The following is a 20,869-nucleotide window of genomic DNA, read 5'->3' on the forward strand; positions in this document are numbered from 1 at the left end:
CGGTTTCAGGATCAACCCTTGCGCATGGGTTTCGAAGCGGATTGGCCGAGCCTGTGGGATCGACCCAGCAACCGTCCCGTCGCCGCACTCACCAGCGCGGCACACAGGAACACGGCGGCAGTGGTATTGGTGCCGCCCAGCCATACATCGACACGGCTTGACTGGAGGTAAATACTGACAGCGGCCAGGACGGCCAGAGCCGCGCCGACGTAGGCGAGTTCGCGGCTGCCCCTTATTGCGCCCGCCAAAGCGCACGCGGCCACTACAAGCACAACGATCGCGCCGGCAAGGTTGTAGTTGCCGAGTCCCACCTCGAGGTCTTCGGTTCCGACCAGTCCCCCAACTGATTCCCACGGGCCGGTCTGGAAGGACGCGATCAGGGCGGCGACACCGAGAAGCGCGAGAACGATGCCCCAGATCCGAAGCAAGGACGCCGCAGCACGGGGACCGTCCCCTCTGCGGGCCTGCGTCCGCACCGCGTCCACCGCGAAATACCTAGTCGACCACGTACACAGCAGAACGACGTGGATACCGATCATCATGAAGTAGCTCCACGGCCACTCACCTGGCGCCTCGGCGACCGAGAGACCAATCGCCAGTGACTGCCCGATCCCCAGCAACGCGGCGGCCCGGACCAGTGTTCCGGTGAGCAACAGCACCGCCAGCACTGTTTCCACCACCAGGGTGAGCCACCCGAACACCAGGAAGTTCGGCAGTACCAGGTGCTCGACCACCCAACTGAACGGAGGGAACACCGGATGATCGACAGCTGCGCGCGTGAATTCGTACAACCCGCTACCGCTGTTTCTGCCGAAGTCTGGTGGGTTTTTCCACACGACGTTGTACAACCACATCAGCCCGGCCAGGATCCTCAGCCCGGTCAGCGCTGCCCCGGATACCCGCGGTGAAGGTTCCCCATCCGCGAGCAGCAGGCTGAGCGGGGGGAGTCGTCGGTTGCTTCTCACACATAGAAGTCTGCCTGGCCCCTGACACCGGCGTCCACCGATCGCTTTGACTCGTCGAGGATCGGCGTCTGGCCGCGGGTGCTCGTCACCCCATTTGAATCCCCCGCTCTTATTCCCCAGGTGAAGTCTCCGACCCGTAGAATCAGGACAAAACGGGCGCGTTGTCTGCGTGGAAATGTCGGCCGCTGGCGGGCGCGCTCCTTCGAACGAGATGGACTGCGGGAGGTGAGCATGCAACCGTCCGAGCGGATGCGCCCACTGTCCCGGCGGGCTATCGCCATGATCACGACGATCTTGGCCTTCGTCGCGCTACTGCTGATCGGTCCTCGCCTGGTCGGCGTCTATACCGACTGGCTGTGGTTCGGTGAGGTCGGCTACCGCACGGTGTGGGGCACCGTCCTGGTTACCCGATTGATTCTGTTCATCGTGGTGACCCTGCTGGTGGGCGCCGTAATCTTCGGCGCACTGACGGCGGCGTATCGGTCCCGCCCACTCTTTGCGGCCGCCGCGGCCACGAAGGACCCGATCGAGCAGTACCGGACCCTGGCGATGAGCCGCCCGCGGTTGTTCGGCATCGGCTTCCCGTTGCTGCTTGCGCTGCCCTTCGGCCTGAGCGCACAGGCGAACTGGTCCACGGTGCAACTCTTTCTCCACGGTGGCAGCTTCGGAACTGTGGACGCGGAGTTCGGTCACGACATCGGCTTCTACGTCTTCGATCTGCCTCTCTACCGACTCATCCTGACCTGGCTGTTCGTCGCTGTCTTCCTGGCCTTCTTGACGAGCCTGTGCACGCACTACCTCTTCGGCGCGATACGACTGTCGCAGAGAGCCAACAAAAGCGCGATCGAGGTGACCCGGTCGGCACGCATTCAACTCGTCGTCCTCGCAGGCACGTTCATCGCGCTGAAGGCGGTCGCCTACTGGCTGGATCGGTACGCGTTGTTGTGGGGCAGTCGAAAGGAACCCACCTTCACCGGCGCCGGGTACACCGACATCAACGCCGTGCTGCCGGCTCGGCTCATCATGTTTTCGATCGCCGTGATATGTGCACTAGCGTTCTTCGCCGCGACCATCGTGCGGGATCTGCGGATCCCCGCCATGGCGGCCGCCCTGCTCATATTGTCCTCGATCCTCGTCGGAGGCATCTTCCCTGCCTTGATAGAGCAGTTCTCGGTGCGCCCGAACGCCGCCGACCGCGAAAGCCCCTACATCGAACGCAATATCGACGCGACCCGACAGGCCTACGCACTCGGGCCGGATCGAGTCGAGTATCAGGACTATCCGGGGGTGGGCACCCAGCCGCCACGAGATCTGCCTGCAGACATCACGACAATCGCGAACGCCCGGTTGCTCGACCCGAATGTGCTCTCGCCCACCTTTACCCAGCAGCAGCAGCTGAAGAACTTCTACGGTTTCACCGAGACACTGGACGTCGACCGCTACACCATCAACGGAGAAGTCGGCGACTACATCGTCGCCGCTCGTGAGCTGTCCCCGAACAGTCTCAGCGGCAACCAGACTCAGTGGGTCAATCAACACACCGTCTACACCCACGGCAACGGTTTCGTCGCGGCACCCGCCAACCGGGTCAACGCCGCCGTTCGAGATGAGGCCGGCGAGAACGCCAGCAGCGACAGTGGATACCCGATCTACACCGTCAGCGACATCGCCTCCCAGGACACCGACCGACAACTGATCCCGGTCGACCAACCGCGTATCTATTACGGTGAGGTGATCTCGCAGGCAAGCCCGGACTATGCCATCGTCGGCGCACAGGAGGGGGCTCCGCCACGCGAATACGACACCGACACAACCAAGTACACCTACACCGGTGCCGGTGGGGCGCCCGTCGGGAACTTGTTCAACCGACTGGCATTCGCCGCCAAGTATGCGGAGCGGAACATCTTGTTTTCCAGCGCCATAGGTCCCGATTCGAAGATCATCTTCAACCGCAGCCCGAGTGCCCGTGTCGAACTCGTCGCACCTTGGCTGACCACCGACGCCGACCCCTACCCCGCGGTCGTCGACGGACGGATCACCTGGATCGTCGACGCCTACACCACCCTCGAGCATTACCCCTACTCCCAGACCGGCACCCTGACCGAACCCGTCGTCACGACCCCCGGCGTCGCCCCACAGCGCGAGGAAGTCTCCTACGTCCGCAATTCGGTCAAGGCCACCGTCGACGCCTACGACGGCACCGTCACCCTCTATCAGGTCGACCGCGACGATCCGGTTCTGGCCGCGTGGATGAGCACCTTCCCCGGTACGGTGCAACCTTCGGAATCGATCTCCGACGACCTCCGAGCACATTTCCGCTACCCCGAGGACTTGTTCCGGATCCAGCGTGAACGCCTCGCGAAATATCACGTCGACGACCCGCGGGAGTTCTTCACCAACAACGCCTTCTGGTCGGTGCCCAGTAACCCCACCTCAGACACCGATGGGCAACAACCGCCGTACTACATCCTCGTGGGGGACCAGGAAACCGCTGAACCGTCGTTCCGGCTCGCCAGCGCGATGGTCGGGTTCAACCGCGAATTCCTCTCCGCGTACATTTCGGTGCGCTCGGACCCTGAGGGCTACGGCAAGATCGAAATCCTGCAATTGCCGACGGATACCCAGACCCAGGGACCCCAGCAAACTCAGAACTCGATGATCTCCGATACCCGGGTCGCATCCGAACGAACCCTCCTCGAACGGTCGAACCGCATCCACTACGGCAACCTGTTGACCTTGCCGATCGCCGATGGCGGCGTCCTCTACGTCGAGCCCCTCTTCACCGAGCGCCTGTCCAGCTCCGCCGCCGGATCGACGTTCCCGCAACTCTCCCGCGTCCTGGTCAGCTACCGGGAACCGGGCACCGGCGGCGTCCTTGTCGGGTACGCGCCCACACTCGCAGAGGCCCTTGACCAGGTGTTCGGGGTCGGAACCGGCTACGCCGCGACCGCACCGGGGGGCGACGCGGCCACCGCACCCCTACCGCAACCAGAGACGCTGCCGGGGCCTCAGGAAGTAGCTCCCGCACCGCCGACAGGGCCGGTGTCCGAAGAGCTGAACACGGCAGTACTCGAGCTCAACGACGCTCTGGCCAACCTCCGCGAAGCCCAGCGTAGCGACGGGTTCACCTCGTACGGCGCCGCACTCGACCGCCTACAACTGGCCATCGACGGATATCTCGATGCGGGAGGAAGTTTCGAGTGAATACCCGGCGGCGAAGCCTGCAGGAACTGAATTGCCCGTGACGTCGAACCCGTTGACGTCGAGGAAGAGGCTGTCGTGAAGCACTCCACCGTGGATTTCCATTTCGACCCGATGTGCCCGTTTGCGTACAACACGTCGCTGTGGATCCGCGAGGTCCGCGAGCAGCTCGATGTGAACGTCAACTGGCGCTTCTTCAGCCTCGAGGAAATCAACCGCGAAAACGGCAAGAAGCACCCGTGGGAGCGCAACTGGTCCTACGGGTGGTCGCTGATGCGGATCGGGGTGCTGCTGCGCCGTAGCGATATGACACTGTTGGACCGCTGGTACGCCGCGATCGGCCACGAACTGCACGTGGCCGGCGGAAAACCGCACGACCCGGATGTCGCGCGGAGGCTTCTCGGGGAGATCGGTGTCGGCGCCGACCTGCTCGACGAGGCGCTCGCCGATCCGAGCACGCACAACGAGATCAAGACCGACCACCAACGGGTGACAACCGCCGGTGGATACGGGGCCCCGACGCTGTTCTTCGGTGATCAGTGCCTGTTTGGACCGGTCCTGGTGGATCCACCGACCGGCAAGGATGCGCTGACTCTGTGGGACGTCGTCACCGGCATGGCCGATCTACCGCACGTGTACGAGTTGCAGAGGCCGAAGTCCGGCCCCGACCTCGAGTATATCGGCCGGCACCTGCGCCCGTATCTGGACGGGCGTGATTGGGTCAGCATCAACCGCGGCGAGGTCGTCGATCTCGAACCTCTTCGGCGACAGTAGTCTTGACACGTTCAACGTAGTTGCTGGTACAGCGCTTTCAGTTCTCGGACCGCCGCATCCACCGCCCGCTCGCCGTCGCTGACGGAGCGGATGGCCTTCCGGAGCAGCAGTGGGTCGAGGTCGTCGATCGCGGCCCGGAAGTCCACGTCGGGCAGTGCGGGCAACTGCGCCTCGTCGCCGAACCAGTCGTCCACGTCGGCGTCGTTCGACTCACCTCCTACGCCGTCGATCAGCATGTCGAGGTCCACGCCTCGCAGAGTGAGGATCTCGAGCGGGTTCTCGTCGATACGCTCGGTGGTGAGGTAGGCGATCGCCGCCGCATGCTTGCACGGCCAACCGTCGTCCGGGCAGGTGCAGTCGTAGTTCAGCGCGGACGCCCTGGCGGGCAGCAGGAGGGGCCCGAGAATCTCCGGCACCTCCCCTCCCGCCAGCATCGCGAGGCTGCCGGGCTGTCGGCGCACCAAGGCAACGAGTTCCTCGATCTCCGCTGGGTCGAGGCGATCGATCGACATGGTAGCGACGAACGGCTGGATCTGGCTGCCCTGAACCTCCCCGGTCACCATCCCACTGGAAATCTCGAGCGAGATCACCTGGCCGCCGCGCGCATAGGTCCGCCCGCGGCTCATCCGTCCCGTGTCGGCAACGAACTCGATGATGTCGACGAGTTCACGCCCCCACCAGGTGCGTCCGAACGACCCCCGCTGTGATCGGGCCTCGAGTCCGCCCACCACCGGTCGCCTGCGTCCGTATTGACCGAAGTACGGTCCGGGTCGCCGGTTCGTCACTCGCCCACCGCCTCGTCACCGAGCCGAAACAGTTCACCCAACTGCTCGGTGCTCATCTCCGTCACCCAGTTCTCTCCCGTTCCGACCGCGAGTTCGGCCAGGTCCTGCTTGGTGGCGATCATCGCGTCGATCCTCTCCTCGAGAGTGCCGACGCATACCAGTTTCCGCACCTGCACGTCGCGCCGCTGACCGATCCGGAATGCCCGATCCGTGGCCTGGTTCTCCACCGCCGGGTTCCACCACCGGTCCAGGTGGACGACGTGGTTGGCCGCGGTCAGGTTGAGACCGGTACCACCCGCCTTCAGCGAAAGCATCATGATGGGCGGCCCGCCATCACCCTGGAACGCGGCCACCATATCGTCGCGCTTCTGCTTGGAGACGCCGCCGTGCAGAAACGGCACGGACGTACCGAATCGCTCCGCCAGATACGGGGTGACGAGATCGCCGAATTCACGGAACTGGGTGAACAACAACGCCTTTTCTCCGTCGGCGAGCACCGACTCCAGGATGTCTTCAACGAGCCCGAGCTTGCCGGAACGGTGCTGCCCACGCCGCATCATCGCCGAACCGTCCCGGAGGAAGTGCGACGGGTGGTTGCACACCTGTTTGAGTTTCGTCAGAGCGGAGAGGACGGCCCCCTTGCGCTTCATACCCTTCCGATCCCGGATCTGCACCATCATGTCGTCGACCACCGCGCGGTACAGCGCGGCCTGTTCCGCAGTGAGGTTGGCGCGGACGGTCATCTCGAATTTGTCCGGCAGGTCGGCGATGACCGTCGGATCGGTCTTGACACGGCGCAGTACGAACGGCGACGTGACGGCACGGAGTCGGGCTACGGCGGTCTCGTCCTGCTCCCGCTCGATAGGTACCACGAAGCGCTTGCGGAACATCGCCTCCGAACCGAGGATCCCCGAATTCGCGAAGTCGAGAATGGAGCGCAGTTCGTCCAACCGGTTCTCGACCGGCGTCCCGGTCAGCGCGACGCGGTGCGCAGCCGGGATACTTCGGGCGGCCCTCGCCTGCGACGTCTTGGCATTCTTGATGTGCTGAGCCTCGTCCAGCACGACCCGCCGCCAGTCCTGCTCCTTCAACTGGGCGACGTCGCGGGCCAGCAGTGCGTACGTGGTGATCACCAGGTCGCTCTGCCGGACTGCCTCGGTCAGCGCCCCGCCGCTGCGCCGCTGCGGACCGTGATGCACGAGCACTCGCAGTGCGGGGACGAAGCGGGCGGCCTCTCGCTGCCAGTTACCGACCACCGACATCGGGCACACCAGCAGCGTCGGCGTATCGGCATTCTCGTGCGCCAGCAGTGCGAGTAGTTGCAGCGTCTTCCCTAGACCCATGTCGTCGGCGAGGACGGCGCCGAGTCCCAGCCTGCTCATGAACGCGAGCCAGTCGAGACCGCGTTTCTGATACGGCCGCAGGGTGGCGTCCAGTCCGTCCGGAGTCGGCACCTCCTGTGGCCTGGCGTCACCGTCGAGCAACGCGGCCGCCCACCCGGTGGCAGTCACCTCCTCGACGGGGAGATCGGACAGATCGTCGGCGATGAGGTCCCTCAGTAGATCCATGATGGCCCGATCGCCGCTGCCGCTCCGCTCCGCCACGTAACGGGCAGCGCGGGAAAGCACTTCCTGATCCGCCCGCACCCACTCACCCCGCAGTCGCACGAGATCGGACTTCGAATCGACCAGCCGATTCATCTCGGCCTCGGTCAGGACCGTGTCGCCGAGCGCCAATTCCCAGTCGTACTGCACCAACTGGTCCTTGCCGACCGATCGGTTCTCCGCGCTCGCCGGTGCGCCCGGCGAGCTCACCCGCAGTCGCATCGACGGCGACACCGCACTCCAGGCCCGCGGCAGCAGCAGGCTGATGCCTTTCTCCTTCAAAGCCATCGCCCCGTGCCCGACCAGGTCGATCACCACCGCGGTGGGCAGCATCAGGTCGAAACTCTCGGGATCAGTGGGGACATCCTGCAGGCGCGGATAGGCGGCCACGGCCTCCGTCAGCTTCCGGACACCGATCCGCAGCAGACCCGACTCGTTGCGGTGCAGCGGAATCGGCACCGGTGCTTCACCTTCGGGACGAAGGCATACCTGCAGCCGCCACAAGACAGTGTCGGGGTCCCAGTCCCCCTCCGCACCCACCTCGTCCGGCTCGAGGAGTCGCAGCACCAACTCGGGCTCGTCCACCGTCAGGCTGTCCCGCCACCCGTCGAGCGAGCCGGACAGTTGGGCGGTGCCGTCGTCGTACTGCGCGCCTCGTACGAGGGCATCCATCAACGGGTGCGCGTCGCAACCGCGATCGCGAACCGGCATTCCACCGAGGACATCGCGGGTGACGGGGTCGGTGAGTTCGGCGACGATGTCGTCGAGCACGGTGCGAGGATTCGTACCGAACCGCTGGACCGGTGGCATCGCGACGGCGAGTTCGGTGAGCCACGCGCGCTGTCGTTCACCGCCGAGTAGACGCCAGTGCGGCCACCAGTTTCCTTCCGCTCGGCGCACCTCGGGCACCACTCGACCGGCGCGCGCCCACCTCTCGATTCCCCGCACGAGATGAGCGAGGTATCGGAGATCCCCGGCAAGTCTGGGGTCACGAGCAGACACTGTGAGTAGGAACTCGGTCGCCGCGGCCGGAGCGAGCGCGATAGCCGGCCATTCGAGCATCTCCGGACCCGACGCCGTGGGCATCGGTACCTTGACGCGATGCCGGAACTTCCGCCGCAACACTCGTCCAACCGGATCCGTGGGCTCCCCGGAAGCCGGACTGCGGTCCTCGACCCACAGCATGAGCCCTGAACCAGGTGTCCAGAGTCCGTGCAGCATGGGCACATCCAATCAGGCACCACGGATATCTGGAAACCGCCAAAAACTCGTGTACCGTCGTCTATGATCCTCAGCTCGAGTCCCGACTGCGATCTGCGGATGGAAATGGTGGCAGTGTGCACGCCGGAATTCGGCGGGCTCACCGACACAACGAATTCAAAGATCGGAGTAACAAATGGATAACTTTGGCGACATGGGGCAAGGCGGCGGCGGCTCTGTAGATATGAACTCGATCCTGGGCGCGCTCTTGGGGTTCTTTATCGGGGGTAGTATCGGGGGCTAGCGTCGGGTAGACGCAGCCACCAGGCAGTTTGGTCGCGGGATGGCGACAGGCTGCGACTGGTTACGCCGATGGCGACGGTCTCCTGCTGGGTGTAGCAGAGGTGCTCAGACACCCACTCACCGGCAGGAGACCTTCGTCGTCCACTCCAAGGCTCCCGCCGCTGCGAATGCTCGCATCCGGGAAACTCCAACCGAATGTGTCACCCTCGACTACGCTCCGCGGATGAACGAAGTGGTCGCTGTCTGCTCTGGAATTCACCGGGCCGGTTGCCACACATGATTCCAGCGATCGGAGGGAAGACGATGATAGATATCGGAGAGATCTCGCCCGTTCTTCTAGAGTTCATCCAGGCACTCGGATCGTTGTTGAGCAATTGGAAGACCGGTTCGCTGAGTTCCTGAACTGTCGACGTGAAAGGCCCGCCGGGGCATCGTCATCGGCGGGCCTTTCGTGTGCCTGAACCCGGACGCGGAGATGGTGATAGGAATAGTGGGGTGAGCGTGGCATATGGCTTCAGCGAATACGGCGGTCCCGAAACGCAACAGTTCTTCGACTGTCCCGCCCCTGCTCCCGGTCCGGGACAGCTGTTGGTCGCGGTCCGGGCGGCAGGCGTGAATCCCGCCGATTGGAAAGTACGGGAAGGAACGCGCAGGGATACCGTCCCGGTCATTCTTCCCGCCGTTCTCGGCCGAGAGGTCGCGGGTGTGGTGGCAGAGGTCGGCCTTCGGGTCACGAAATTCGCGGTCGGAGACCCGGTGTTCGGCGCCACCGCGTCCGGCTACGGCGGGTACACGGACCACACCCTGGTCAACACCGCGTCGGCGGCGCGCAAGCCCCCAACCGTTTCGTTCGCCGACGCGGCAACCCTGCCAGTCGCGGCAGGAACTGCGTACGACGCCATGAACATGCTGGGCTTGGCGCCGGGTGCGCGGCTACTCGTGGTCGGCGCGGGCGGAGGCGTCGGCGTCGCGGCCCTGCAGTTGGCTGCGGCGCGAGAGATCACCGTTCTCGGAGTCGCGAGCGCGAGCAAGCGTGAAGTCGTCGAGTCCCTCGGCGCCACCTGGGTAGCATCTGGGATCGGACTGGCCGACCGAGTTTCCGGGCAGGTTGACGCAGTCTTCGATCTCGTCGGCGGCGACGCGCTGACCGAGGCCGCGCAGACGGTCGCGAACCCGGCCGCGATCATCAGCATCGGCGACCCGCTCGCCGCGCGCGATCTCGGCGGTTCGGGAGTGGAGCGCAAGCGAACGTCCGCAGTGTTCGCCGAACTCGCCGAGTTGGTGGCCGCCGGAACGCTCGATCCGCGGGTGGCACATCGATTCTCTTTCGAGCGCGCAGGCGACGCTCTCGCCGTGGTCGAATCTGGTCACGCGGGCGGCAAGGTCGTCATCGAGTTCGGCTAGCGGGTCTGGTTTTCTGCCGTGCCCTGGTAGATGCTGGAGAATGGTGGAGCTGCAGCGTCGAAGACTCGGGAGTCGGCCATGAGCATCCTGATCCAGGTTCTCGAACAGGGCTACCCGCTCACCACTCCGTGGGAGCAGCGGAAGTACGCTTTTGTCGACGCAACCCACATCGTCACGATTCGCCTGGACGGGCAGTCCGGTGTATGGCTCGACGGCATGAAACACGGTGAGTCGCATCGTCTAGCGGTGAGTCCGAGGCCCAGCGAAGCAATCTTCTTCCTCCTCCGCACCCTCGACGTGCTCGCTGAATGCCGGCGGAACGGCGGTTCCTGGGTGATCGGCCACGACGGAGCGCATCTGTCCTCGATCGCGGCGGTGCGCCTACCCTTCTCGTGACGTGTCGGCGGCCCGGTGCATACTCGGTCGGGAGGGGTGGGCTCTCGTAGATCACCGGGGGACGAATGAGAGTTCTGTGCGTGGCCGTAGTGGGGATGACGCTGTCGGTCGCCGGTTGCGGTGTGTCGATTCTCGACCTGAGCGGGCCCGGCCCGGCGCCGAACAGTCCGACCCGCGCACACGTCGACGAGCTACTCGGCCGCGTGGAGACAGTGGCGTCCCGCCCATACCCGGGCGGGTATCAGCGCGGGTGTTCCGGCAAGGAGTTGTGCGTGTTCGGGCCGGCCTGGACCGACGATCAAGACGCTGCCGGCGGGCACGACGGGTGCGACACCCGCAACAACGTGCTCGCGATCGATCTGCGCTCGGTCGCGTTCCGTCAGGGCACGCACGACTGTGTCGTGCTCAGCGGGGTCCTGGCCGACCCATACTCGGGCGACGTCCTTTCGTTCGACCGCGGCGACGCGAGAGACGTCCACATCGACCACGTCTACCCTTTGGCTGCGGCCTGGGACATGGGCGCGTCGACGTGGCCCCGCAAGCAGCGAATCCGATTCGCCAACGACATCGTGTTCAATCTGCTGGCCGTCAACGGCTCTGACAATCAAGACAAGGGAGACCAGACCCCCGCGGACTGGCTGCCGCCGAATCCGGCATATCACTGCTTCTACGCGGGCAAATATCTCACCGTCGCGGTCGAGTACGGGCTCCCGGTGACGCAGGCGGATCGCAAGGCTCTCGCCGACGTGGCGCGGCGCTGCTAGTGAACGGCTCAGGACACGCTGCCGTAGAATCGCTCAGGACACCCTGAGCGACCGGGTGTCCCATCCGGTGGCACCACTCGGTACCGGCGAGGTCCGGTCCTGCACTTGCACGTTGCCGTCGAGGTCGGTGGCCCGCACCTGCAGGGTGTGCATACCGGATGTCGCGTCCCAGTCCCAGGTCCACTGCCGCCACGTGTCGATGCTGTACTGCGCTGCCAGAGTCGCGGTCTGCCACGGGCCGTTGTCGACCCGCACCTCGACCCTCCCGATCCCGCGGTGCTGCGCCCATGCGGTGCCCGCGACGAGGACTCGACCGGGTTCGATCGACGCGGAGGCCGCCGGAACGTCGATCCGTGAGGCGGTCTTGATCGGTCCATCCGCAGACCAGCCCCGCTTGGTCCAGTAGGCCTCGGCCTTGTCGAATCGCGTCAGTTCCCAATCCACCACCCACTTCGTTGCCGAGACGTATCCGTACAACCCTGGAACCACCTGGCGTACCGGATAACCGTGCTCGAAGGGCAATGGCCGCCCATTCATCGCCACCGCCAGAATCGCGTCCCGCCCGTCCTGCAATATCTGGACCGGAGTGCCCGCCGTAAAACCGTCGCTGCTCCTCGAGAGCAGCATGTCGGCGTCGGGCTGCACACCGGCCTCGGCGAGAAGGTCCGCAATTGGGTATCCGATCCATGTTGCATTACCGGCGAGATCGCCGCCGACCTGGTTCGAGACGCAGGTCAGGGTAATCACCCGTTCGACCGGTGTCCGAGCGATCAGATCTTCCCACCTCAGGGTGAGCTCGCTGTCCACCATGCCGTGGATGCGAAGTTGCCACTCGTCCGTCGTCAGGCGCGGAACCCGCAACGCTGTGTCGATGCGGTAGAAGTCCTCGTTCGATGTGATGAACGGTGTGCCGCCCGGCACGCCAATGTCGGTGCCCGGCGCGATTGGGGCCGCCTTGTCCGCCACGGCGGGAACGGTGAAGTCGCGGCGGTTATCCACCGCTCCGGCGATCTGTCGCCCCAGGTACCGTCCGGTGGCTCCGGCCGCTGCCGCCGCCGCGGCCGCGGCGGCGGCGAACAGCAGGAAACTACGCCGCGGCATCCACGAATCCTCCGCATCCGCTTCTGCTGGCACCTGAGCGGTGGCTGTCAGGAGGCGCAGGACGACAATCCCTGCGATGACACCCACCACGGTCGGTATCGCAAAGCTCCAGGTGGCTCCCGGCCGATGTATCGCGGCGTAAACGCCCACCACACCAAGAACAGCAAAGATCGCACTGCCGAACGGGGCCCGCGGCTGCTCCACGATGCCCGCCACCGCCGCAATCACGGCGATCAGGATCGCCATGCCGACGAACAGCGCAGTTTTGTCGTTGGTGCTGTAAGTGTCGATCGCGAACTCGCGCACCCAGGCGGGACTGCGGTCCACCGTGGTCGATCCGACCGCTAGGAAGGGCGAAGAGTTCGGATCGATCAGCACGGAGATCAGTTCGCCCACCCCGAGCACGACACCGGCAGCGATCACTCCCGCGAGTGCGCGGGAGAACAGGTGCCCTCGTCTTCGGGGCGCCCGGGCGGCCCCTTGCCGGTCACCAATCGTGGTACTCATCGCAGCACTGCTCCTTTACCGTCGTCACCGAGTATTCGGAGCCGAGAGCAGCCGTGGGCGGAAGCCCGCTACTAGTATTTGCTGGATGAACCAGCTCGACAAAAACACTACGCTCTGCATCTCGCTGTCTGGTCGACCGAGCAATATCGGCACCCGATTTCACAACTACCTTTACGGCGAGCTGGGTCTGAATTTTGTCTACAAAGCCTTCGCCACGAGCGATCTGCCGGGCGCGGTCGGTGGCATTCGCGCCCTGGGTATCCGCGGCGCCGGGGTCTCCATGCCGTTCAAGGAACAGATCATCGAGCACGTCGACGTAATGCAAGAGTCGGCGTCAGTAATCGACTCGGTCAACACCGTGGTGAACGAAGACGGGGCGTTGCACGCCTACAACACCGACTATCAGGCCGTGGCGAACCTGCTGCGCGACAATGGGTTGCCGCACTCGCTCTCCGTGGCAGTGGCCGGTAGCGGGGGCATGGCCAAAGCGGTGGTCGCCGCCGTACGGGGCCACGGCTTCACCGACGTCACCGTCGTCGCCCGCAACGAGAAAACGGGCCGCGGCCTCGCGAATCGGTACGGATTCGACTGGCAAGCCGAACTCGGTACGGCAAGGCCGGCCCTGCTGATCAATGCCACACCCGTCGGCATGACGGGCGGCCCCGAGGCCGAAGATCTGGCCTTCACACTCGACGCGATCGACGCGGCGGAGGCCGTGATGGACGTAGTCGCGGTGCCGGCGGCCACACCGCTGATCCGTTTCGCGGCCGAGCGCCGGAAAACCGTCATTACGGGCGCCGAGGTGATCGCCTTGCAGGCGGCAGAGCAGTTCGTCCTCTACACCGGTATGCGCCCGACTCCCGAAGAGATTCGACGGGCCTCGGAGTATTCACGATCGTGAGGTGAGTTCGGTGGTACCGAGTTCGGTGGTACTAGGGTCGGGGCGGTGAAACACGAGGACGCGCCAGCCCTGCCGACCGCCGCCGACTTCCCCGCCCTTTGGCCGGTGCCGACCCGCTGGGAAGACAACGACCACTACGGGCACGTCAACAACGTCACCTATTACTCGTACTTCGACACGGCCGTCAACGCCTGGCTGATCACTACGACAGGCACCGACATCCGGGATCTTCCCGCCATCGGGGTGGTCGCCGAGACATCCTGCAAATACATCAACGAGTTGACGTTCCCCGAACAGGTGCAGGTGGGGCTGTCCATCGAAAAACTCGGCACTCGGAGCATCGTGTACGCGCTCGCGATCTTCCGGGAGAACGACGCCGCACTCGAACTCGCTGCCCTAGGCCGTTTCGTCCACGTCTACGTGGACGCGAAGACCCGGAAGCCAGTGCCGATTCCCCACGAAATACGAAGCGCCGCGACACTACTCGTGGTCCCAGACGCCGAGTAAGCATCCGGTACCATCAGCCGTGTCAGCGCAAGCCCTCGGCCTCCGCTGTGGAAGTGGCACGGGCGATGATCCCATCGATCAGCATGGCAGTAGGTGCGCCGCTCCCAGCCTTGTTCCGGGGGTCGTCGATCACGCGGCGCAACACGCCTTCGGCAATGATCGCCAACTTCCACAACGCCAGAACGTGCCAATAGCCCACGTGGGTCACGTCGCGCTTGGTGTCGTGGACATACGCCTCCACGAGTTCCGCACGGGTGGGGAATCCTTCGAGAGTGGACGTCGGGAACGGCCCAGCGACCTCGTCGCCTGCTTCGGGCCAATAGGCCAGCAGGGCGCCGACGTCAGCGAGAGGATCTCCCAGGGTGCACAACTCCCAATCGACCACCGCGACGATCTCGCCTTCTTCTGGAGAGGTGATCACGTTACTCAGATGGAAGTCGCCGTGCACCAACGACAATTCGGTCTGCTCGGGTATGTTGCGCCGGAGAATGTCTGCCAGTTCCTCGACCGCTGGAACGTCTCGCGTACGCGACTTCTCCCACTGATCCGCCCATCGCTTCAACTGTCTTGCCGCATAGGGCTTGTGACTGGCCAGATCAACGAGACCGGCGTCGGCGAGGTCGACGGCATGGATCTTTGCGAGAGTCTTCGGCATCGCGAGCCCCACTGCACGCCTCTGCTCGGGTGTCAGCGTCTCCGCCACGCCGACACCGTCGAGGACCGTCCCACCGACATAGCTCATCAGCATGAGCGGCGCGTCGGTCACCTCCGGATCCTCGGTCAGGCCCAGAATTTTTGGAACCGGAACACCAGAGCCTTGCAGAGAGGACAGAATCCGATGTTCGCGGACCACGTCGTGTGCCGATGCAAGCAGATGCCCGAGCGGCGGCCGCCGCAGCACCCACCGTCCTCCACCCGCGTCACTGACCGCGTATGTGAGATTCGATTGACCGTTGCCGATCCTCTCGAAACTCAGCGGCGCGATCGCTCCCACACCGAGTCCGGTAATCCACGCGGATACGGCATCGTCATTCAGCCCCACAGCATTCACGGCCTAGATGCTAACCTCTACCGCCCCCGATGGAGAGTTGACCCGTCCGCCGCAAGTGTGGCCCTGGCCCGACGGCAGTAAACTGCTGCGGCGGCCGCACATGACAAGTGGCTACTGCCCAGTCAGTCTTTCGAGCAACGGCGCCATGCGCGGTCCCACGAGTTCCCGCATCACCAGCGCCATGTTGGTGCGCTCGACACCAGGAATCTTGAGGATCTGACCCGCAAGCCGATACAGGTCGTCGCCGTCGCGGGCCACGACCCGCACCGACAGGTCGACCTCCCCGGTCATACCCGACACCTCCACCACCTCGGGAATGCCGGCCAGCGCTTCCACCACTTCGTCGAGTCGGTGCTGGTCCACCCGGGTGGCCACATAGGCGGCGAGCGGATAGCCCAGCGCCCTCGGGTCGATCAGCCGGTCGAACGAACCAAGGGCACCTGCCGCTTCCCATCTCGACAACCTTGCCTGGACCGTATTGCGGGACAGTCCGAGGCGCTGCGCCAGCTCCACACCCGTCGCGCGAGGATTCTCGGACAGCTGCAGCAACAACCTGGCGTCGGTGGCATCCAAATTGGTCATATGACGCAGTATGACACCTGTGGTGTCGGTATCGTTGAGCATTCTGCTCGATACGGACGGTGCCGCTTGCGCATTTCGCGTTCTCGTGGATGCTGTGAAGTAGGACACACAATTGCCCCGACCGCAGTACACGGCTTCCGCGGACCCACAAGGTTCCCGGACCCGTAAAAGCGAGGTGAATCCGATGGTCGACAACATTGCTTATCCGGTCCAGCTCATCCAGCCTGACGGCCGACGGGTCTGGAGACCTGACTACGCCGGCCTGGTCCGTGACATCGGGCCGCAGCAACTGCGCGGCCTGTACGAGGATCTCGTTGTCACCCGCCGGATTGACGTCGAGGCGACCGCCTTGCAACGGCAGGGCGAACTGGGATTGTGGGCGCCCATGCTCGGCCAGGAAGCCGCACAGGTCGGCTCGGCGCGCGCGCTCCGCCCCGATGACTATGCGTTCACGAGCTATCGCGAGCATGCCGTCGCCTACTGCCGCGGCGTGGATCCAGCCGTGATGACCCGAATGTGGCGTGGGTGTGCCCATTCCGCCTGGGATCCGCGCGAGTTCAACCTCACCAACCCCGCGATCGTCGTCGGCTCCCAGGGACTGCATGCCACCGGGTACGCGATCGGCGCCCATCTGGACGGTGCGGAGATCGCCACCATCGCCTACTTCGGCGACGGTGCGACCAGTCAGGGTGACATCGCCGAAGCCCTCGGTTTCTCGATGAGCTTCAACGCGCCGGTCGTGTTCTTCTGCCAGAACAATCAGTGGGCGATCAGCGAACCGGTACACCTCCAGAGTCCCGCGCCGATCGCGCAGCGCGCCGCCGGATACGGCATGCCCGCAATTCGGGTGGACGGCAACGACGTTCTCGCCGTCCTGGCAGTGACCCGCCAGGCCACCCAGCGCGCCAGGGAGGGCGGCGGACCTACGTTCGTCGAGGCCATCACCTACCGCATGGGTCCTCACACGACCTCGGACGATCCGACCCGATACCGGTCGGCAGCGGAGACCGAGGCATGGAAGGCCCGCGACCCGATCGACCGGGTCCGGCGACTGCTCGACCAGGAGGGACTGCTCGACGAGACGTTCCTCGCACAGGTCCAGGCCGCCTCCGACCGCACCGCAGCGCGACTGCGTTCAGGGACGATCGACGCACCCGATCCAGCACCGCTCGATCTGTTCGACAACGTCTATTCCGCCGACCATCCGCTCATCAACGAGGAGCGCGAGCAGTATGCCGCGTATCTCGCAGGCTTCGCCGAAACCGAGGAAACCGCGGGCTTCGCCCGCACGGAGGAGTTGCTGTCATGACCACCACGACGATGTCGCTGGGCGCAGCGCTCAACGCCGGACTGCGACGCGCACTCGAACACGACCGGAAGGTCGTGATCATGGGTGAGGACGTCGGGCGCCTGGGTGGGGTCTTCCGCGTCACCGACACGCTGCAGAAGGACTTCGGGGACAACCGCGTCATCGACACACCGCTGGCCGAGTCCGGGATCGTCGGCACGGCGTTCGGCATGGCCTTACGCGGCTATCGGCCCGTCTGCGAAATTCAGTTCGACGGCTTCGTGTATCCCGCGTTCGACCAGATCGTGACGCAGGTGGCCAAGATCCATTACCGCACTCGGGGCCAAGTCACCGTGCCCCTCACAATCCGAATTCCCTACGGCGGCGGCATCGGGGCGGTCGAGCATCACTCAGAATCGCCGGAGGCGTACTTCGCACACACCGCCGGACTGCGTGTCGTGAGCCCCAGCAACCCGGCAGATGCGTTCCACATGATCCAGCAGTCCGTCGCGGCGGACGACCCTGTGGTGTTCTTCGAACCCAAACGGCGTTACTGGGACAAGGCCGAGTTCGACCCGAACGCCGAACCGGACCTCCCCCTGCATCGAGCGCGCGTGGTCCACGAGGGAGCGGACGCCACGATCGTCGTGTACGGCTCCGTCGTACCGACGGCCCTGTCAGCCGCAAGAATTGCGGCGGACGAGGGGCATTCGCTCGAGGTGATAGACCTGCGCTCGATTTCCCCGATCGACTTCGACACCATCGAGGACTCGGTCCGCAAGACCGGAAGGCTTGTCGTCGCGCACGAGGCACCCACGTTCCTCGGTCTCGGCGCTGAGATCGCCGCTCGCATCTCCGAGCGGTGCTTCTACCGACTCGACGCACCGGTCCTACGGGTCGGCGGATTCGACATCCCCTATCCCCCTGCCCGGCTGGAACTGCACCATCTGCCCGAAGTCGACCGCATACTGGACGCCGTCGATCGCAGCCTGGCAGCCTGACCACCACCGTCCGACGAGAGGAACTGTCCGTGGCACAGGAATTCCGCCTTCCGGATCTCGGCGAAGGACTGACGGAGGCCGAACTTGTCTCCTGGACCGTTGAGGTCGGCCAGACAATCGAACTCAACCAGGTCGTCGGAGAGGTCGAGACGGCAAAGGCCCTGGTCGAGTTGCCGTCGCCGTACGCGGGGGTCGTGGAGGAACTGCTCGTTCCCGTGGGTAGCACGGTGCCGGTGGGCACGCCGATCATCCGGATCGCGACGGATACGGGCAACGAAACTCAGGCCGACACTCCCGTCCTGGTGGGGTACGGGCCCGTGGCGGCCGCCGTGAGCAAGCGCGCACGGCGAAGAAGCGTCCCGCCTCCTGAATCGGACACTGCGCCGTCTAGCACTGCGCCGGCGAGCACCGCGCCGCCGAAAGAGCGTGCCGCCGCATCCCCCTCGGCCCGCGTTGCTGCGCGCGAGCTGGGGGTCGATCTCTCCGCCGTCGCCGGAACCGGACCGTCCGGGGCGGTGACTCGGGACGACGTGCAGGCCTATGCCGAATCACCCCGACCCGCACCGGTGTCGTCCGACCGCGAAACCCGCACCCCGATTCGCAGTGTTCGAAAGCAGACGGCGGCAGCGGTGGTCCGTAGCGCGTTCACCGCACCGCACGTCACCGAATTCGTGACCGTCGACGTGACGCGATCGGTGGAACTACTCGAGCGCCTGCGGAAACTCCCCGAATTCGAGGGACTGCCGCTGACAGCGCTCAGCCTCGTTTCGAAGGCGATGATCGTCGCCCTACGCGAGAACCCGAGCCTCAACGCCTCCTGGGACGAAGAGAATCAGGAAATCGTCACAAAGCACTACGTCAATCTCGGGATCGCCGCAGCGACCCCGCGGGGCCTGGTGGTCCCACATATGAAGGACGCGCAGTCGCTGAGTCTGCTCGAACTGTGCCGTGCGATCACCGAACTCACCGCGGCCGCGCGAAGCGGCAAAATCGAGGCCGCGCAACTCACCGGAGGAACGGTGTCGATCACCAATGTCGGAGTGTTCGGCGTCGATACCGGCACCCCGATCCTCAATCCCGGCGAATCGGCGATTCTGTGCCTGGGCAGCATCACGAAACGGCCGTGGGTCCACGAAGACGAGTTGGCGGTGCGGTGGGTAACCACCCTGAGCGTGTCATTCGACCATCGGGTGGTCGACGGTGAGCAGGGATCGAAGTTCCTGGCGTCCATGGCCTCGATGCTGCGCGATCCCGCCGAGCTGCTTGCACACCTCTGAATCTCGGTACGTTTGGTCGGGTGAGTAATTCCCCGACCAAGACGGTCACCAAGCGGGCAGAGGTGAGCGAATCGCTTCGACGTGCCCGGGTAGCGACGTTCGCACTGTTCGGAACCTGCGGGTTCCTGTTCGGCATGTGGGTTGTACACATCCCGGCGATCGAAGCCCAGACCGGGATCAGCCACGCCACTCTCGGCACCCTGCTGCTGATGCTGGGTGCCGGTGCGATCTGCGGCATGCAACTGTCTGTTCCGCTCGCCCACCGGGTCGGCAGCGGGCGCACCGCGATCATCGCGGGAGTGGTTCTATCGATCACAACGGCCGGACCAGGGCTTGCCACCGAGGGCTGGCAATTGGGACTCGCCCTCGTCGTGTTCGGCTTCGCCACCGGCGCGCTGGACGTGTCGATGAACTCTCAGGCAGTAGAGGTCGAAAGGTGCTACCGGCGGCCCATCATGGCGGCGTTCCATGCCCTGTTCTCGGTGGGCGGCGTCGCGGGAGCGCTGCTCGGGGCAGCGACACTGGCCGCGGGATGGTCGCCACTGACGGCGCTTCTCCTCGCCGGCGGTATCGGCATCGTGGCGGTCACCGCAATCTCACGATGGGTGGTGCGTGGCCCCGGACGCCGACCCGACAAGTCCGCTACTCGCAAGAAGGCGAAGGGACGACTGTCGACACGGGTGCTGCTGCTCGGGGGCATCGCGTTTGCGCTCATGCTGTCGGAGGGTGTCGCGAACGACTGGAGCGCGCTGCAGGTCAAGGAGCATCTCGGTACATCGGAGTCTGTCGCCGCCCTCGCGTTCGGTGCCTTCTCGGTGATGATGACGGTGGGCCGGTTCACCGCGGACCGTGTGAGCGGCGCTTTCGGACCCGTCGCCGTGATCCGCTACGGGATGTTGATCGCGGCCACGGGAATCCTGATCATTGTGACCTCGGGGTTACTCGCGCTCACGATCGTCGGCTGGGCACTGTTCGGCTTGGGATTGTCGGGCAGCCTCCCACAGATCTTCACCGCTGCGGGCAACCTCGGCTCCGACTCCGCGGGTGCCAACATGTCTCGGGTGGTCACGCTCGGGTACGTGGGATTTCTCTCGGGACCGGCCGTAATGGGCTGGATCTCCCAGGTGATTCCCCTCACCACCGCGATGGCGGTCCCGCTGGTGTGCACCCTCATCGTCGCTGCGTGCGCGGGTGCCGCGCGGAGCACGACGGCCACCGTTGACCAGTATCACAGCGCCCTCTCCTGATTCGCTCAGGA

General features: G+C 65.0%; 17 protein-coding genes. 11 read left to right on the forward strand and 6 right to left on the reverse strand.

Features of this window, described 5'->3' with window-relative positions; genetic code table 11:
- Positions 1-11: 11 nt before the first annotated feature.
- A complete protein-coding gene (locus RM2_RS07585) occupies positions 12-965 on the reverse strand; it encodes an Rv1678 family membrane protein (RefSeq protein WP_373863302.1) in 954 nt (317 codons plus the stop codon).
- Between the two features lie 231 nt (positions 966-1,196).
- On the opposite strand from RM2_RS07585, the gene RM2_RS07590 reads away from it, so the two are divergent.
- Together RM2_RS07590 and RM2_RS07595 are read left to right on the forward strand one after the other, a co-directional pair.
- Positions 1,197-4,169: a UPF0182 family protein gene (locus tag RM2_RS07590; protein WP_174553834.1), complete on the forward strand. Its 2,973-nt coding sequence runs from the start codon at positions 1,197-1,199 to the stop codon at positions 4,167-4,169.
- A gap of 75 nt (positions 4,170-4,244) precedes the next feature.
- Complete coding sequence (locus RM2_RS07595; RefSeq protein WP_373863303.1) at positions 4,245-4,940, forward strand: mycothiol-dependent nitroreductase Rv2466c family protein; 696 nt, start codon at positions 4,245-4,247, stop codon at positions 4,938-4,940.
- Positions 4,941-4,951: 11 nt separating this feature from the next.
- On the opposite strand, the gene RM2_RS07600 is transcribed toward RM2_RS07595, so the two are convergent.
- Positions 4,952-5,725: an SWIM zinc finger family protein gene (locus RM2_RS07600; RefSeq protein WP_072688228.1), complete on the reverse strand. Its 774-nt coding sequence runs from the start codon at positions 5,723-5,725 to the stop codon at positions 4,952-4,954.
- Positions 5,722-8,550 (reverse strand): DEAD/DEAH box helicase, encoded by a 2,829-nt coding sequence (locus RM2_RS07605; protein WP_072688229.1) that lies wholly within the window; start codon positions 8,548-8,550, stop codon positions 5,722-5,724. Before RM2_RS07605 ends, RM2_RS07600 begins: the two co-directional genes overlap by 4 nt.
- 777 nt (positions 8,551-9,327) lie before the next feature.
- On the opposite strand from RM2_RS07605, the gene RM2_RS07610 reads away from it, so the two are divergent.
- The 3 genes from RM2_RS07610 to RM2_RS07620 all read left to right on the forward strand — a co-directional run bounded on the left by RM2_RS07610 (position 9,328) and on the right by RM2_RS07620 (position 11,396).
- Positions 9,328-10,236 carry an NADP-dependent oxidoreductase gene (locus RM2_RS07610; protein ID WP_072688230.1) on the forward strand — a complete coding sequence of 303 codons (909 nt, stop codon included), beginning with the start codon at positions 9,328-9,330 and terminating at the stop codon, positions 10,234-10,236.
- A 78-nt stretch (positions 10,237-10,314) separates the two neighbouring features.
- Positions 10,315-10,632, forward strand: a complete 318-nt coding sequence (locus RM2_RS07615; RefSeq protein WP_072688231.1) for a hypothetical protein — start codon at positions 10,315-10,317, stop codon at positions 10,630-10,632.
- Between the two features lie 65 nt (positions 10,633-10,697).
- A complete protein-coding gene (locus RM2_RS07620; protein WP_072688232.1) occupies positions 10,698-11,396 on the forward strand; it encodes an HNH endonuclease family protein in 699 nt (232 codons plus the stop codon).
- A gap of 33 nt (positions 11,397-11,429) precedes the next feature.
- Here RM2_RS07620 and RM2_RS07625 read toward each other — a convergent pair whose 3' ends face one another.
- Positions 11,430-13,004, reverse strand: coding sequence for a molybdopterin-dependent oxidoreductase (locus RM2_RS07625; protein ID WP_072688233.1), 1,575 nt, complete (start codon positions 13,002-13,004; stop codon positions 11,430-11,432).
- Between the two features lie 85 nt (positions 13,005-13,089).
- Here RM2_RS07625 and RM2_RS07630 point away from each other — a divergent pair, with 85 nt between their 5' ends.
- Together RM2_RS07630 and RM2_RS07635 are read left to right on the forward strand one after the other, a co-directional pair.
- Positions 13,090-13,905, forward strand: a complete 816-nt coding sequence (locus RM2_RS07630; RefSeq protein ID WP_072688234.1) for a shikimate 5-dehydrogenase — start codon at positions 13,090-13,092, stop codon at positions 13,903-13,905.
- Positions 13,906-13,950: 45 nt separating this feature from the next.
- Positions 13,951-14,412: an acyl-CoA thioesterase gene (locus RM2_RS07635; protein ID WP_072688235.1), complete on the forward strand. Its 462-nt coding sequence runs from the start codon at positions 13,951-13,953 to the stop codon at positions 14,410-14,412.
- A gap of 22 nt (positions 14,413-14,434) precedes the next feature.
- Here RM2_RS07635 and RM2_RS07640 read toward each other — a convergent pair whose 3' ends face one another.
- Together RM2_RS07640 and RM2_RS07645 are read right to left on the reverse strand one after the other, a co-directional pair.
- Positions 14,435-15,463, reverse strand: a complete 1,029-nt coding sequence (locus RM2_RS07640) for a phosphotransferase family protein (protein ID WP_072688236.1) — start codon at positions 15,461-15,463, stop codon at positions 14,435-14,437.
- 111 nt (positions 15,464-15,574) lie between these two features.
- Complete coding sequence (locus RM2_RS07645; protein WP_072688296.1) at positions 15,575-16,045, reverse strand: Lrp/AsnC family transcriptional regulator; 471 nt, start codon at positions 16,043-16,045, stop codon at positions 15,575-15,577.
- A 184-nt stretch (positions 16,046-16,229) separates the two neighbouring features.
- Here RM2_RS07645 and pdhA point away from each other — a divergent pair, with 184 nt between their 5' ends.
- From pdhA to RM2_RS07665, 4 genes are all read left to right on the forward strand, one after another.
- A complete protein-coding gene (gene pdhA / locus RM2_RS07650) occupies positions 16,230-17,354 on the forward strand; it encodes a pyruvate dehydrogenase (acetyl-transferring) E1 component subunit alpha (RefSeq protein WP_072688297.1) in 1,125 nt (374 codons plus the stop codon).
- Positions 17,351-18,334 carry an alpha-ketoacid dehydrogenase subunit beta gene (locus RM2_RS07655; RefSeq protein ID WP_072688237.1) on the forward strand — a complete coding sequence of 328 codons (984 nt, stop codon included), beginning with the start codon at positions 17,351-17,353 and terminating at the stop codon, positions 18,332-18,334. Before pdhA ends, RM2_RS07655 begins: the two co-directional genes overlap by 4 nt.
- Positions 18,335-18,363: 29 nt before the next feature.
- Complete coding sequence (locus tag RM2_RS07660) at positions 18,364-19,611, forward strand: dihydrolipoamide acetyltransferase family protein (protein ID WP_072688238.1); 1,248 nt, start codon at positions 18,364-18,366, stop codon at positions 19,609-19,611.
- A 62-nt stretch (positions 19,612-19,673) separates the two neighbouring features.
- Positions 19,674-20,858, forward strand: a complete 1,185-nt coding sequence (locus RM2_RS07665; protein ID WP_072688298.1) for an MFS transporter — start codon at positions 19,674-19,676, stop codon at positions 20,856-20,858.
- Positions 20,859-20,869: the final 11 nt, after the last annotated feature.

Source organism: Rhodococcus marinonascens NBRC 14363, from assembly GCF_001894885.1.
GTDB classification, from domain to species: Bacteria; Actinomycetota; Actinomycetes; order Mycobacteriales; family Mycobacteriaceae; genus Rhodococcus_F; species Rhodococcus_F marinonascens.